General features: G+C 38.0%; 16 protein-coding genes. 9 read left to right on the forward strand and 7 right to left on the reverse strand.

Going from position 1 to position 13,803, the window contains the following annotated elements; all coding sequences use genetic code 11:
• Window positions 1-9: 9 nt before the first annotated feature.
• The 7 genes from FW768_RS13920 (at window position 10) to FW768_RS13950 (ending at window position 5,474) form a co-directional block, all read left to right on the forward strand.
• Window positions 10-210, forward strand: a complete 201-nt coding sequence (locus tag FW768_RS13920) for a CcoQ/FixQ family Cbb3-type cytochrome c oxidase assembly chaperone (protein WP_062698701.1) — start codon at window positions 10-12, stop codon at window positions 208-210.
• 10 nt (window positions 211-220) lie between these two features.
• Window positions 221-1,099, forward strand: a complete 879-nt coding sequence (locus tag FW768_RS13925; RefSeq protein ID WP_153396357.1) for a c-type cytochrome — start codon at window positions 221-223, stop codon at window positions 1,097-1,099.
• 98 nt (window positions 1,100-1,197) lie between these two features.
• The gene (ccoG, locus tag FW768_RS13930; protein WP_153396359.1) at window positions 1,198-2,652 is read left to right on the forward strand and encodes a cytochrome c oxidase accessory protein CcoG; all 1,455 of its coding nucleotides are present in this window, start codon (window positions 1,198-1,200) and stop codon (window positions 2,650-2,652) included.
• A gap of 9 nt (window positions 2,653-2,661) precedes the next feature.
• Window positions 2,662-3,114, forward strand: coding sequence for a FixH family protein (locus FW768_RS13935; protein WP_153396361.1), 453 nt, complete (start codon window positions 2,662-2,664; stop codon window positions 3,112-3,114).
• Window positions 3,105-3,863 (forward strand): sulfite exporter TauE/SafE family protein, encoded by a 759-nt coding sequence (locus FW768_RS13940; protein WP_153396363.1) that lies wholly within the window; start codon window positions 3,105-3,107, stop codon window positions 3,861-3,863. Before FW768_RS13935 ends, FW768_RS13940 begins: the two co-directional genes overlap by 10 nt.
• Window positions 3,864-3,887: 24 nt before the next feature.
• Window positions 3,888-4,619: a hypothetical protein gene (locus FW768_RS13945; protein ID WP_153396365.1), complete on the forward strand. Its 732-nt coding sequence runs from the start codon at window positions 3,888-3,890 to the stop codon at window positions 4,617-4,619.
• A gap of 78 nt (window positions 4,620-4,697) precedes the next feature.
• Window positions 4,698-5,474 carry a hypothetical protein gene (locus FW768_RS13950; RefSeq protein WP_153396367.1) on the forward strand — a complete coding sequence of 259 codons (777 nt, stop codon included), beginning with the start codon at window positions 4,698-4,700 and terminating at the stop codon, window positions 5,472-5,474.
• Between the two features lie 57 nt (window positions 5,475-5,531).
• Here FW768_RS13950 and serS read toward each other — a convergent pair whose 3' ends face one another.
• A complete protein-coding gene (gene serS, locus FW768_RS13955; protein ID WP_153396368.1) occupies window positions 5,532-6,800 on the reverse strand; it encodes a serine--tRNA ligase in 1,269 nt (422 codons plus the stop codon).
• Between the two features lie 67 nt (window positions 6,801-6,867).
• On the reverse strand, window positions 6,868-7,392 hold the full coding sequence (locus FW768_RS13960) for a hypothetical protein (protein ID WP_153396370.1): 525 nt from the start codon (window positions 7,390-7,392) through the stop codon (window positions 6,868-6,870).
• Between the two features lie 71 nt (window positions 7,393-7,463).
• On the opposite strand from FW768_RS13960, the gene FW768_RS13965 reads away from it, so the two are divergent.
• Both FW768_RS13965 and FW768_RS13970 read left to right on the forward strand, forming a co-directional pair.
• Window positions 7,464-8,696, forward strand: a complete 1,233-nt coding sequence (locus FW768_RS13965; protein ID WP_153396372.1) for an oligosaccharide flippase family protein — start codon at window positions 7,464-7,466, stop codon at window positions 8,694-8,696.
• A complete protein-coding gene (locus FW768_RS13970) occupies window positions 8,683-9,291 on the forward strand; it encodes an acyltransferase (RefSeq protein WP_153396374.1) in 609 nt (202 codons plus the stop codon). Before FW768_RS13965 ends, FW768_RS13970 begins: the two co-directional genes overlap by 14 nt.
• Before the next feature lie 21 nt (window positions 9,292-9,312).
• Here FW768_RS13970 and FW768_RS13975 read toward each other — a convergent pair whose 3' ends face one another.
• From FW768_RS13975 to FW768_RS13995, 5 genes are all read right to left on the reverse strand, one after another.
• Window positions 9,313-9,801 (reverse strand): hypothetical protein, encoded by a 489-nt coding sequence (locus tag FW768_RS13975; RefSeq protein ID WP_153396376.1) that lies wholly within the window; start codon window positions 9,799-9,801, stop codon window positions 9,313-9,315.
• A 187-nt stretch (window positions 9,802-9,988) separates the two neighbouring features.
• Window positions 9,989-10,768 (reverse strand): (Fe-S)-binding protein, encoded by a 780-nt coding sequence (locus FW768_RS13980; protein ID WP_153396378.1) that lies wholly within the window; start codon window positions 10,766-10,768, stop codon window positions 9,989-9,991.
• Window positions 10,758-11,381: a hypothetical protein gene (locus FW768_RS13985; RefSeq protein ID WP_153396380.1), complete on the reverse strand. Its 624-nt coding sequence runs from the start codon at window positions 11,379-11,381 to the stop codon at window positions 10,758-10,760. Before FW768_RS13985 ends, FW768_RS13980 begins: the two co-directional genes overlap by 11 nt.
• 10 nt (window positions 11,382-11,391) lie before the next feature.
• Complete coding sequence (locus FW768_RS13990; RefSeq protein ID WP_153396382.1) at window positions 11,392-12,720, reverse strand: (Fe-S)-binding protein; 1,329 nt, start codon at window positions 12,718-12,720, stop codon at window positions 11,392-11,394.
• A gap of 9 nt (window positions 12,721-12,729) precedes the next feature.
• On the reverse strand, window positions 12,730-13,680 hold the full coding sequence (locus FW768_RS13995) for an MlaD family protein (protein WP_153396384.1): 951 nt from the start codon (window positions 13,678-13,680) through the stop codon (window positions 12,730-12,732).
• Window positions 13,681-13,803: the final 123 nt, after the last annotated feature.

Below are 13,803 nucleotides of genomic sequence, written 5' to 3' on the forward strand. Positions count from 1 at the left end.
AAGGTTCACATGATTCCTCAGAACTTTAAAGATATATTATCCAATACAGAAAACGCTGGTTTCTACCAGACGTTGGCTCTGATTTTCTTTTTGCTGTTCTTCGTAGCTTTAGTAATCTATGTTTTTAGCAGGCCTAAGAAATATTACAAAGAAGAAGAAGAGGCTCCTCTGGGGGATGATGAAGATGACGATTTTAATTTAAAAAATTAAACTATTTATTATGAAACAAAGAACACCTGTTGTTGTAAACATCTTAATAATAACCGGACTTTTAATAGTTTTTTATTATTTATTTGTACAGAGCTACTCGTTCTTAGCCTCTCCTTATTTCTGGGGAACTGTTGTGATCAGTGCCATTTTAGCATACATCCACAGTGCTATTGGAGATTTGATTGAGAATAACAAATTCAAAAAACTATCTCCGGAAGAAAAAGCAGCTTACCTTGCAGAGAAGAAGATACCTTTCTTAAGAAGAATGTATGACGCTGCATTCAAAAAGCAATCTGAAACGGAAGAGAAAGACATCCTTATTGACCACGGTTTCGATGGCATTATGGAACTTGACAACCAGTTACCAAAATGGTGGGTAGGTTTATTCTACTTTGGGACTGCTTTTTGTATTGTATACATTGCAGCCTACTCTTTTACAGACTTCGCACACCCGTTAAGCGAGTACGAGAAAGAATATAAAGAGCAGATGGCAGCTATTGACAAATACATGAAAGAACAGCCTCCAGTAACAATTGAATCTGCGAAGTATTCTGCAGATAACATTGCTGCCGGTGAGGAAGTATTCAAAACCAACTGTGTTTCTTGTCACTCTGATGGTGGTAGAGGGGGTATCGGACCCAACCTTACTGATAACTACTGGCACAACCAGCCTGAAAAAACCTTATTCAAAAACGTATTCCACGTTGTAGAAAATGGGGTAACAGGTACAGCGATGCAGGCTTGGGGTAAAAATGGGGTATTAACAGGGACAGACATCCAGAATGTTGCCGCTTATGTATACCACATTAACCAGGAACAGCAGCCAATTACTCCGGCTCAGGGAGGTGCTCCACCATATGGAGATGAAGCTCACTGGGAAAAAGAATAATTTAAAAAATTAGAAAACATATGAAAAAAACATAATTTGTTATTAGATTAAAAAATAGTAACGAATTATGTTTTTTCTTTTTTTAAAACCTACACAATATGTCAGACATAGAAGAAACAGAAGTACGAGGCGGACAGGGACAGGTTCTGGACCCTGAAACTTACAGAGATTCTATAGGGACAATGGAGCAATCCGGAAAAAGAAGATGGGTATTTCCAAGGAAGCCAAAAGGGAAGTATACCAACTATAGAAATATTGTAAGCTATCTTTTATTAGTCGTTTATTTTACCATACCGTTTTTGAAGATCAACGGAAATCCATTCTTTTTATTCAATGTTATTGATAGAGAGTTCTTCATTTTCGGACAACCTTTTTATCCACAGGACTTTTTCATCCTGACTTTAGGCGCTATTGCCTCCTTAATTTTTATTATCGTTTTTACGATTGCATTCGGAAGAATTTTCTGCGGGTGGATATGCCCTCAGACAATTTTTATGGAATCCATCTTCCGTAAAATCGAGTATCTTATTGAAGGGGACCGTAACAAGCAGATGAAGCTGGACAGACAGGAATGGAACAGTGAAAAAATCTGGAAAAGAAGTCTGAAATGGTCCGTATACATTGTAATCTCACTTATCATTACCCACTTTATGTTTATGTATATTGTAGGCTATGAAGAAGTGATCAAAATTGTATCCGAAGGACCGTTTGCCCATCCTACCAATTTTATGGTGATGATTCTCTTTACCGCCGCATTTTATTTTGTATTTGCATGGTTCAGAGAGCAGGTATGTACATTGGTGTGTCCGTATGGAAGGCTTCAGGGCGTTTTGATTGATAAAGATACCATCAATGTTTTCTACGATTTTAAGAGAGGGGAAAACAGATCCAAGTGGAGAAAAGGAGAAGACAGAAAAGCAGCAGGAAAAGGGGATTGTATCGATTGTCACCAATGTGTTGTGGTATGTCCTACAGGAATTGATATCCGTGACGGGCAGCAACTGGAATGTATTAACTGTACTGCCTGTATTGATGCCTGCGATGAAGTAATGGAAAAAGTAGGGCTTCCGAAAGGACTGATCAGATATGCTTCCGAAAACGAAATTGAAAAAGAAACACAGTTTAAATTTACCGGAAGAATGAAAGGATTTACAGTATTCCTATTCCTTCTGGTTGGGTTTTTAGGCTTCCTTCTGTACAACAGAGGAGAAATGGAAGCCAAGTTTATTAAACCTGCGGGCAGCACATTCTTCGTAAGAGACGGAAAAATTACCAATACCTATAATTATACTTTCTTAAATAAGACGAACGATAAAAAGATCGTGACGATAAAAGTGATCGATCCTGCTCACGGAGAGATTACCTACAGTGCTTCAAGCAAGATTGAGATAGAACGCGATAAAATTTCCAAGGGAACTATCAATATCAGCTTCCCAGAAGGTGAAATGAAACTGTCTAAACAGAATATCACTATTGGCGTTTATGATATGAAAGGAGAACTGGTAGATTCTTACCAGACTTATTTTGAAGGACCATTCAAACTGCAATTTTAATTTTAGAAGATGAAAAACTTTAGTTGGGGACACGGTGTTGTTATTGCATTATTTGCATTCATCGTTTTTATTTTATCCATGCTGTTTCTATTCCCGAACGGGCAGAAAAACTCTGAAATGGTAACGGACAATTATTATGAGGAAGAACTTCAGTATCAGGATGTGATTGATGCTAAGAAAAGAGCTGACGAACTGCAGGAGAGACCTGTATACAGCCAGGGAAAAGACGGAATTAAAATCACTTTTCCAAAAGATTATAACAATACCAATACTACGGTAAAATTTGTTTTAAACAGAACCGACGATCAGAATTTAGATATCAAAAAATCTGTACAGCTTGATGCCAGCCAGTCATTTGTAATCCCTTCACAGGTTTTAAAGATGGGGAATTACACGTTAAGACTATCCTGGACCAAGGATAAAACAGACTATAGAATGGATTATGATGTAATATGGAAATAGGACTTGTTGTATCGGCTATTGCTTTAGGATTTGCTTCCGGTTTTCACTGTATCGGAATGTGTGGCCCTATTGCCCTGTCGATGGGACTTACCAAAAAGCAGGCAGCTAATTTCTACCTCCAGAACCTTACGTATCAGTTTGGCAGGATCTTTACCTATTCCCTTTTGGGAGCTATTTTAGGAATTGTGGGAGAAGGATTTGAAATGGCAGGCTTCCAGCAATATCTTACCATTACGGCAGGAATTCTTCTGATCGTTATGGCGTTATTTTCTTTTGGAGGAAAAGATTTCGCCTCAAAAATACCTTTTCTTTCAGGGTTCTTATTTTCTGTAAAATCGAATTTAGGAAAACTGCTTCAGAAAGCTGATTACCGATCCAGATTTACTACAGGAATCCTGAATGGCTTCTTACCCTGCGGAATGGTTTATATGGCCCTTACCGCAAGTCTTGCAGGCGGAGGAATATGGCAGGGAGCTTTATATATGGCTTTATTCGGATTGGGGACCCTCCCGTTCATGTTTGCTGTAGTTTTAGCCGGAAATCTCATGAATCAGGCTTTTAGGCTGAAAATATTAAAAGCCGTCCCTGTAATTATGATCATTCTGGGAGGATTGTTTATCCTGAGAGGCCTTGAACTAGGTATTCCTTACATTTCACCAAGAGCCGAAGCAATGGGCATCTCCAAAGACCATAATAGCGCTAACTGTCACATTGAGGGACACGATCATACCTCTACCAACTGTCATTAAACCAGTCTTTTTTATTTCATTTCCATGAGGAAGCTATTTTTTGTATTGATTACCAGCCTTTTTATCCTACAATCTTGCAATGTAAACTCCGAAATTGTTTTCCATAAAGATGCGACATCTACTTCTGTGACCGATATTGATATGAAACAGTTTATCGCAGAAATGAAAGCGGCTACTCCAGATTCTTTAAATGAGTACAGCGATCTTGATAAGTTTCCCTCTGCCTGGACAAATCTTCAGGAGCTGGAACAAAAGAGTAGAGAAGTAAAGGACACCAACCCGGAGCACATCCGGATCATGAAAAAGATCTTTATGAAAACCAACAGAGAAAATGATGAACCTACTGGTGTTTCTCTGAAAACAGAATATTTCACTCAGGATGATTACTCCATACTCAGCCATTATATTAAAGTTGAAAGACTGCCTGTTGATCAGAACATCTTCAATCTCTGGGATGGAAAAACGCTTACTATCAATACAGAAAATTTTAATCTGAAAAATATTGAAGCTTCTATAATCTCGAAAGCCTCCAGAGACAATCCTCAAAAGATGGAAAGCATGATGATGATGTTCTTTAATAGCATCAGCACAAACCTGAAATTTGAGAAGAAAATAAAATCAATCACCGGAAAACATGACTGGCTGAAGCAGATTGATGATTACACCGTAATGATCAGTTATAACCTCAAAGCTCTGTATGAACAGGAAACAGCACTTAAAAATGCGGATAAAAATATCGTGATCGTTACTGAATAACAGGAACTGCTGAATTCAGCAGTTTTTTTGTTGGTATCCGTTTTGTAATAATAATTTCAACCACAAAAAATTTCAACAATGATAAAACAGATACAATGGATATGGGCGGCCGTACTTTTTGCTGTACTGCAGTCCTGCTCTATTAATACAGAAACTACTTATTATAAAGATTCCGCTACAAGTATGCAGTCCAATATTCTTATGGATAAAAGTGTCATGGGAATGATGAGCATGCTGGGTACAGATTCCCAGAAACTTAAGGAACTGGATAATCTTCCCACGGAATGGAAAAGCCTGTATGATGTTCAGAAAAACGGAAAAATTACCATTAATGAAGATTCTGCAAAAGCCCTGAAAAAGCTCTATATGAAAGTAAATAAAGACAAAGGAGAAATCCTGGGCCTCTCTTTAAAATATGATAAGCTGATGCCTTCAGAAATCACACAGCTTCTGAACAGCGACAAACGTCTGAAAAAAATTCCGCTTCAGGATATTGCCGTCTGGAACGGAAAATCGCTGACCATCAATACGGATAAATTTAACTCTGACGGAATCCTGAAAATCCTGGAAGAAAAAGATCAGCCCGAAAATACAGTCCCTCAAACTAAAAGTGACTCTATTGAAGCGTATGGAAAGCAAATGGCTTCAGGAATGGCCGGAATGCTCAGAATGTTCAATCTTACGTTTACCAATACTCTGAAATTTCAGAAACCCATTAAAAAAATCGAAGGAAAGCATGATTTTGTAAAACAGATCGATAACAAAACAGTACAGATCACGGTAAGATCAAATGACCTGATCGACAATAAAAATCTTGTAGATAAGGATAAAAAAGTAGTGATAACAACAGAATAAAAACATAAAAAACCCATCCGATGCCGATGGGTTCTATTTTTAAATCACTGATCTTATTTAGCTGATCAGATCAAATCTCGCATATTCTGCAATTTTCTTAGGAAGTTTAATTCCTTCCGCTGTCTGATTGTTTTCTAGCAATGCAGCCATAATTCTCGGAAGAGCCATAGCGGAACCGTTCAGCGTGTGTACCAGCTGGGATTTCCCATCACCTTTGTAACGGCATTTCAGACGGTTAGCCTGAAATGTTTCAAAGTTGGATACTGAGCTTACTTCCAGCCACATTTCCTGTGCAGCACTCCATACTTCAAAATCATAGGTCATTGCTGCCGCAAAACCGGTATCTCCACCGCAAAGTCTCAACACTCTGAAAGGAAGTTCAAGATCAGTAAGGATTTCCTTGATATGTTCTACCATTTCTTCCAGAACCGCATAAGAGTTCTCTGGCTTTTCAATTCTTACGATTTCAACTTTTTCGAACTGGTGAAGACGGTTCAGACCTCTTACGTGGGCTCCGTAGCTTCCCGCTTCTCTTCTGTAGCATTGTGAAAAAGCGGTATTCTTTACAGGAAGATCTTTTTCATCAAACAATACATCACGGTAAAGGTTGGTTACAGGAACTTCAGCGGTAGGAATCAGATATAAATTATCTTCGTTGATGTAATACATCTGTCCTTCTTTATCAGGCAGCTGCCCTGTTCCAAATCCTGAAGCTTCATTCACAACGTGAGGCGGATTAACTTCTGTATATCCTTTATCCACATTTTTATCCAGGAAATACTGAACCAAAGCTCTCTGCAGCCTTGCTCCTTTTCCTAAATAAACCGGAAATCCTGCTCCGGCAATTTTTACCCCCAATTCAAAATCAATCAGGTTGTATTTTTTGGCCAGTTCCCAGTGAGGAATTGCACCTTCGCCAAGACCTTCCACGTCATGAGACTGATAAATAATCTCGTTATCATCAGCAGAAGCCCCGCTTTTTACCTGCTCATTAGGAATGTTTGGTAACTGATATAGAATATCCAGTAATGCCTTTTCCGTAACATCTAACTGGGACTGTAATTCTTTACTCGACTCTTTGTATTGTGCTGTTTTAGATTTTGCCGATTCTGCTTCTTCTTTCTTTCCTTCTTTCATCAAAAGCCCGATTTCTTTGGAGATTTTGTTGATCTCGGAAAGCTGCGAATCTAATTCAAACTGGATTCTTTTTCTTTCGTCGTCAGCAGCAACAGCGTTGTCTACCAACTCAAGATTTTTGAATTGTCTTTTTTTAAGACCTTCTAAAACGCGTTCTTTATTGTCGCGCAAAAAATTGACTTGTAACATTTTATTTAGATGTTAAATATTAGGATGTTAAACTTATGTATCAAGTTAACAATTTACAAATTTAAAATTATTTTACGATAGTAACCTTATTTATTGAATTAGGTTCATCTGCTCCTTTTGAAAATACAGGATTTCCGTTGTATAATACTTCAGAAACCTGAAATAAGGAAGGTGTCCATCGGTAGTGGACCTCCATAACATCACTTTCAGTAACCGTCTGATCACCCACTTTTTTGGAGTAAGTAAAGGTCATTCTGGAACGGAAATTCTTACTATCAGGGCTGATGGAATCAAATACTATTCTTTTGGCTCCGGCAATATATTCAAAATAATATAACGAGTCAGTCGTCATTTTAAGCGAAATCGGTACCGGAGAAATATCTTTATCACCATTAATATCATTAACGGCATAGCCAGTATACGATCCCGGTTTTTTAGCGTTCAGCAAATCTTGTCCTGCACCATTGGTCACATAAATGTTCATGATCTGGTCAATTCTCTGTAAAGAATCATCATCACGCCCGCATGAAATCAGTAAAAACAGAATAGCACTAAACGTTGCTGCAAAAAAATATTTGAAGTTGAATTTCATCTGCTGTTAATTTTCAATAATCTTTTTTATGCAAATGTATAATTATATATTTGTCCATGTAATATTTTAACATGTTTTTAAACAAACTCAAAAGAATAAACGGCAGCCACGTTACCACCATCTTCAAAGGAAATTTCATTTCGAAGTTTGTACTGGTGATCGGAGGTCTTCTTTTGGCTAAATATTACGGATCTTCAGAGTATGGTATTTTCAGCATTTATCTGAGTATTATGAGCATATTCGCGATCGTCCTGAGCCTGGCGCAGGAACACCAGATTATGCTTGAAGGAAATGAACACGAGATTAATAATAACTTCAGTGCTTCAGCCATTATTTCTGCTGGTTTTACCCTGATCAGCTTTTTGCTGGTATTTCTTCCTTTCCATATTTCTAAAGATATTATGTTCTTAGGAGTTTTTTCCGGATTTATCTATTTATTTACGAATAACGCTAAATTTCTTCTGGCTAAAAAAAAATTGTTTAAACAGGTCTCCATCCTAACCATTATAGATTCTGTTGTAAGTTTTCTTTTTCAGGTGGTGTTTGTGTTCTTTAAAATAGAAAATGGTCTTGTTATCGGCAGTTTAATTGGCTTTCTTACTGCTTTTTTTGCCGCAATTTATTATTCCAGGAAGTATTTTGTAAAACCTGATTTTCAAAGGTACCTCACCAACACGAAAAAAAGGCCTGAAATTTTTAAATACACCTACCCTTCCACACTGATCAATGCCCTAGGCAACAACATCATGCCGATTCTGATCTCGCTTTATTTTGCAGACTCGCTGCTTGGAGAGTATTCTTTAGCGGTAAAAATCATGTCTGTTCCCCTTCTTCTCATATCCTCTTCCATTGCAACGGTATATTATCCGAAAGCTGCAGAAATCAATAACCGGGGGAATAGCAGAAGCGAACTGTTTGCTTATACAAGAAAGATGAGTCTTATGAACTTTTATATCATTTTCGCCCTCTATATTCTCATCAATGTAGCCGGAATTCCGGTTCTGAAACTATTTTTCAATAAAAACTGGGAACATCTGGGACTATTTATCTTCCTGATGTCGTTCGGATACCTGACGCGAAGTCTTATCAATCCCATTTCTGATGTATTACTAATTCTGAAGAAAAGTAATGTAGCCCTTGTTTTTAACATTTACCTTTTCCTCGCCAATATTGCTGCAATCCTGATTGGAAAAGAAAAAGGAATCAGCTATCTGGTGGGTATTTTTTCTCTGTTTTTGTTTTTAGGCTATGGATTTTTGTATTTTTACATCATGTTTATGCTGAAAAAGAATGAATCCGATTAAAAAATTTATTGAGTACCAGATATTTCACCGAATTAATAATTTTTTCTATCCGCAGTATTACCGTCAGAAGTACGAATACATGCTTCCTCATGTTCTTTTTTTTCAGTACACGGTTCCGCAGAAATTTCTGAGAATTAACGGAAAAGTCCCATGGCCGGTTCATTTCACTTCAGAGGTAAGAGCCTACCAGAATATTAAGAAAGGGATTTTATGCGACCCCGGAGACAATCCGAATATCTATATCCAGGCAAATAACGGTATCATTATCGGAAGCAATGTAGGATTTGGAGCCGGAACTTCTCTTATCTCTGCGAATCATAATCATAATGACCACAGCATTCACGATAAATGTCCACCGATTACCATCGGAAACAATGTATTTGTGGGAACCAATTCCGTAATTCTTCCGGGAGTTACCATAGGAGATAATGTAGTTATTGGAGCCGGTTCTATTGTTGCTAAAGATATTCCGTCGAATTCTATTGCCGTAGGAAATCCGTGTAGGGTGATCAAACAAAAAGAACCTTATATTGAGGACTTTTCCCAAACGGTTTTCAACAGAAAACTGCCTGAAGGCTTCAATTTAAAGTTCTAAATGTTATGTTATGCTATATTTTTAAGCAATACCTGCTGCCCAGCTTTTTTCAAGCGGAAGTAAGAAATGACTTAAAAAGTCCAGGTATGTATTTTTAGAGAAGTCAAAAACCTGAATATCTTTAGATAATTCTCCGTTTCTTAATTGGGTTTTAAAGTCGATTAACTTTAATGTTTTCACTTCACCATTCTCTACAAAGCTGGCTTTCATCCTGTCGAAAAGTCCAAGCTTGTACTCTTCATCAATCTCTCTCATCACCTTCCCTAAGGCATCAATACTGCATCCTGAAGCCATTTCTTTCTCTTCGTCTACACAAACCACAATAAACTGATTTTTTTCAATTTTAAATGAGGAAGAAAGCGGTTTTCCGTGAGCTGCCCAAGTGGCAAGGAAATCGAACAGTTTTTCAGTAATTATTTTAGCCTCTTTTGTTTCAAAAGGTCTGGATGCCGGGTATATAATCACTCTGTAGTCGTTGGTTTCTACAATATTGGATTCTTCAATTTTCATATCTAAATATTTATTTTTTTCGGATATAATTTCCCACTTACATCTTTGTTTATCAATCAGAGAATCCTGTAAGATGATTTCTATATCCTGTCAATTTTTAAAGTATAAAATTAAGAAATATTCCTGAGTTTAAGACAAAGAAAAACCCAGGACTAAGTCTGGGTTATTTATTTTATGGATAAGAATTTTATAAATCTTCCGCTTCAGCAAGAAGTTCTACAATATCTTTTACGGCTACTTCTGTATTCTTATTGAAATGCTTCACTCCATCCGTCATCATTGTATTACAGAAAGGGCATCCGGTGGCAATTACTTTAGGCTCAAAAGATAATGCTTCTTCTGTTCTTTCGATGTTGATGTCTTTATTTCCTTTTTCAGGTTCTTTGAACATCTGCGCGCCACCTGCACCACAACACAGACCGTTTGTTCTGCAACGTTTCATTTCTACCAACTCTGCATCCAGCTTTTCAAGAAGTATTCTTGGTGCTTCGTACTCATCATTGGCTCTTCCCAGGTAACATGGATCGTGGAACGTAATTTTCTTTCCTTTGAAAGCCCCTCCTTCAATCTTTAATCTTCCTTCTTCCATAAGGGTTTTAAGGAACTGGGTATGGTGAACCACTTCGTAATTCCCGCCAAGACTAGGATATTCATTTTTCAGGGTATTGAAACAGTGTGGACACGCGGTAACGATTTTTTTCACTTCATAGGCATTTAATACCTCAATATTGGTAAGGGCCATCATCTGGAAAACAAATTCGTTTCCTGCACGTTTTGCGGGGTCACCGGTACAGCTTTCTTCCTGTCCCAGAACGGCAAATTCAACACCTATCTTATTCAATATTTTGCAAAATGCTTTTGTAATTTTTTTGGCACGGTCGTCAAAACTTCCGGCACATCCAACCCAAAATAAAACTTCAGGGGATTTTCCTTCGGCAGCATATTCTGCCATTGTTTTAATTTGCATTCTTTTTCTGTTTAATTAAAAAATCAGCATAGTATTCCTTAGCTTTTGTCATGATTTCTGCCGGAACTACCGAAACATACAGAGGATTGGCTTCATCATAATTGAGATATTTCCAGGATCCTTTGGTTACTTTATCGTTCAAAGCTATAATCATGCTCTCTTTACTCATTTCCAAAGCGGAATCATTGACAAATTGTGCTTTCATTCCCTGCATTTCCATCATCTCCAGCATCATCTTTTTCTTATCCTCATCAAATTTTTCCTGAAGAAAGGTCATTTTCATTTTCATGGGATAGGTAACAAAAGCATATTTTACATCATCTCCTGTTTTAAAGATCTGTGATACACTGAAAGCATTCTTATCGGCATTTATAATCTCTATTTTAAATTCGTCATTGCCTTCAAGCATGGCTTTGAAAGAGTTGGACAATGTATTTTTGTCCATTTTTTCAAAAATTCCGGGATGGGTCATATCCAGCATCCTGTCATAGTCCTTCTTTTCCAGCAAGGTCATGAATGACTGTGAATCTTCAAGGATTTTCTTTTCATCTGCTGACTGTGCCATCATAAAGGCTGAACAGATCAGCAAAAAGGTTAAGAATAGTTTTTTCATCTGTCAGGTTTTAGTCATTAGCCCAATTCAGACGGTCGGCCTGGTTATACTGCCAAGGAGCAGCATTGTTTTCCACATTGGTCATCATAAGATTTAATTCCTGCGGAGCAGCAGACTGTTCCATCACAAGGAATCTTCTCATTTCGAAAATGATGGAAAGCGGATCAAGCAGTACCGGACAGGCTTCTGTACAAGCATTACAGGTAGTACACGCCCAAAGTTCTTCTTTGGTGATATAATCATTCAGAAGTTTTTTGCCGTCATCTACGAATTTTCCGTTCTTGTCTATATTTTTTCCTACTTCTTCCAGTCGGTCTCTGGTTTTCATCAGGATCAATCTTGGAGATAGTTTTTTTCCGGTAATATTAGCCGGGCAGACTGAAGTACAACGTCCGCATTCCGTACAGGAATAAGCGTTCAGAAGCTGAACCTGATTCAGGTCGAAAATATCTTCAGCACCAAACTTCGACGGAACATCTGCTTCTGCTCCTTCTGCCGGAGCAGCGTAAGGATCAGCATTAGGGTCCATCATCAGTTTAATTTCCTTGGTTACTGAATCAAGATTGTTGAATTTTCCTTTTTTATCAAGGTTGGCAAACCATGTACTTGGAAATGCCAGGATAATATGCAGGTGTTTTGAATAATAAAGATAGTTCATGAAGAAAAGGATTCCCACAAAGTGGAACCACCACGCCGCTTTTTCTGTGAAGAACAGGAATCCGTCACTGAAACCATTGAAGATTGGTGCCAATACAGTAGAACTGATTGGAAAACTTCCATGCTCAGGAAGGAGACCTCTTTGCTGTAAAACCCAGTCTGCGGTATTCATTTTGAAGAATGCCATCATAAGGGCAAATTCAATGATAAGAATCCAGTTGGCATCATGTTTCGGCCATCCGAAAAGTTCTTTCATCGTTAATCTTTTCACCCCATAAAAGTTTCTTCTGATAAAGAATACCACCACACCGATGACAACAAGCAACGCCAGAACTTCTAATGTTGCTGTAAAGAAATTATAGAAACCATGTCCCAGAATTGAAGCCAGAAACCTATGGGTTCCAAACAATCCATCAACAATAATCTCGATAAGTTCGATATTGATGATAATGAACCCTACATAGACAAAAAGGTGAAGAATACCAGCTACAGGGCGTTTTACCATCTTGCTCTGCCCCATTGCCACTCTGGCCATGGTTTCCCAGCGTTCCGATTTCCTGTCGCTTCTGTTGATTTCTCTTCCCAGTTTAATATTTCTGTAGATCTTCTGCAGGCTTTTGGCAAACAGCCCGAATCCGGCAACCAGTAAGATCAGAAAAATAATGTTATCAATGTACTCCATAAGGCTATTTTAGTCTTTATTGTTCTTTCCAAAAACTGAGAAATTGATGTATCTCTTAGGGTTGGCTTTCATATCTTCAATCAGGGCATTGAGGTTAGTAGAAGCTGAGTTCAGATTATTATAAAGCTGCTCATCCTTCATCAGTTTTCCTAAGCTTCCCTGTCCGTTATCCACTCCTGCAATCACCTGATTCAGTTTTCCTACTGTAGCATCCAGATTGGCAATCGTAGCGTTTAGTTTTTTAGTATCAATGCTTTCTGCAAGATTTCCGTATTTATCCAGGGTTACTTTCCCGCTTTCCATGGTAACGGCTGCATTATCGAGTACTTTCTGAAGTTTTGGATCATTATGTCCTACAAGGTTGTTTACGCTTCCTGCAGTAGTCTGTAAAGCGCCTACGGTTTTATTAAGATTGGCCAGAAGGGCTCTGATCTCTTCTCTGTTCTGTGCATTCACGACCTGATTGGCATTGGCCATCAAAGAATCCACCCTATACAGAACGGTCTGAAGCTGATCTTTTACAGGGCCTACCTGAGACGAAAGACTTCCCAGCGTTCCCAGTTTGAAAGCTCCCTTCAACGTATCTCCGTCTTTTGCAGTCGGACCTCCGTATACAAGATTTACTCTCATTTCTTTTCCGGACATCAGCCCCGGCTCAAAAATCTCAAGAGTTGAATTCTTGGAAAATTCGAATTTATCATCTACCGTAATCTTTACGATGAAATTGATCTTCCCGTCTTTGGAGGTCTGGGGAATGATTTTATCAACCTGCCCAACCTTTAATCCATTGATAGAAACCGCAGAAGACTGTGCCAGCCCTTCTACATTATCATATTTCGCGTAAAATATATTATCGGTAGTAAAAAGGCTTCTGCCCTTCATGAATTGAAACAACAACACAAAGCCTACAATAGCCAAAAGTGCGATCACACCAGCTTTTAATTCTTTACTGAACTTCACTTGCTAAATTTTTTCTAATGAGCAAATATAATACATTTTAAATTAATGTTTTTCTTTATTGCTCTGCGTTAAATACAAAAAACCACCAGAAATATCTGATGGTTTTCTATCTGTAAAAATTGA

This window comes from Chryseobacterium vaccae, from assembly GCF_009602705.1.
Lineage (GTDB): Bacteria > Bacteroidota > Bacteroidia > Flavobacteriales > Weeksellaceae > Chryseobacterium > Chryseobacterium vaccae.

Bases quoted from the DNA above. Each gene is read 5' to 3' on its own strand.
- FW768_RS13920 (WP_062698701.1), top strand. From the start codon at position 10: ATGATTCCTCAGAACTTTAAAGATATATTATCCAATACAGAAAACGCT.
- FW768_RS13925 (WP_153396357.1), top strand. From the start codon at position 221: ATGAAACAAAGAACACCTGTTGTTGTAAACATCTTAATAATAACCGGA.
- ccoG (WP_153396359.1), top strand. From the start codon at position 1,198: ATGTCAGACATAGAAGAAACAGAAGTACGAGGCGGACAGGGACAGGTT.
- FW768_RS13935 (WP_153396361.1), top strand. From the start codon at position 2,662: ATGAAAAACTTTAGTTGGGGACACGGTGTTGTTATTGCATTATTTGCA.
- FW768_RS13940 (WP_153396363.1), top strand. From the start codon at position 3,105: ATGGAAATAGGACTTGTTGTATCGGCTATTGCTTTAGGATTTGCTTCC.
- FW768_RS13945 (WP_153396365.1), top strand. From the start codon at position 3,888: ATGAGGAAGCTATTTTTTGTATTGATTACCAGCCTTTTTATCCTACAA.
- FW768_RS13950 (WP_153396367.1), top strand. From the start codon at position 4,698: ATGATAAAACAGATACAATGGATATGGGCGGCCGTACTTTTTGCTGTA.
- serS (WP_153396368.1), bottom strand. From the start codon at position 6,800: ATGTTACAAGTCAATTTTTTGCGCGACAATAAAGAACGCGTTTTAGAA.
- FW768_RS13960 (WP_153396370.1), bottom strand. From the start codon at position 7,392: ATGAAATTCAACTTCAAATATTTTTTTGCAGCAACGTTTAGTGCTATT.
- FW768_RS13965 (WP_153396372.1), top strand. From the start codon at position 7,464: ATGTTTTTAAACAAACTCAAAAGAATAAACGGCAGCCACGTTACCACC.
- FW768_RS13970 (WP_153396374.1), top strand. From the start codon at position 8,683: ATGAATCCGATTAAAAAATTTATTGAGTACCAGATATTTCACCGAATT.
- FW768_RS13975 (WP_153396376.1), bottom strand. From the start codon at position 9,801: ATGAAAATTGAAGAATCCAATATTGTAGAAACCAACGACTACAGAGTG.
- FW768_RS13980 (WP_153396378.1), bottom strand. From the start codon at position 10,768: ATGCAAATTAAAACAATGGCAGAATATGCTGCCGAAGGAAAATCCCCT.
- FW768_RS13985 (WP_153396380.1), bottom strand. From the start codon at position 11,381: ATGAAAAAACTATTCTTAACCTTTTTGCTGATCTGTTCAGCCTTTATG.
- FW768_RS13990 (WP_153396382.1), bottom strand. From the start codon at position 12,720: ATGGAGTACATTGATAACATTATTTTTCTGATCTTACTGGTTGCCGGA.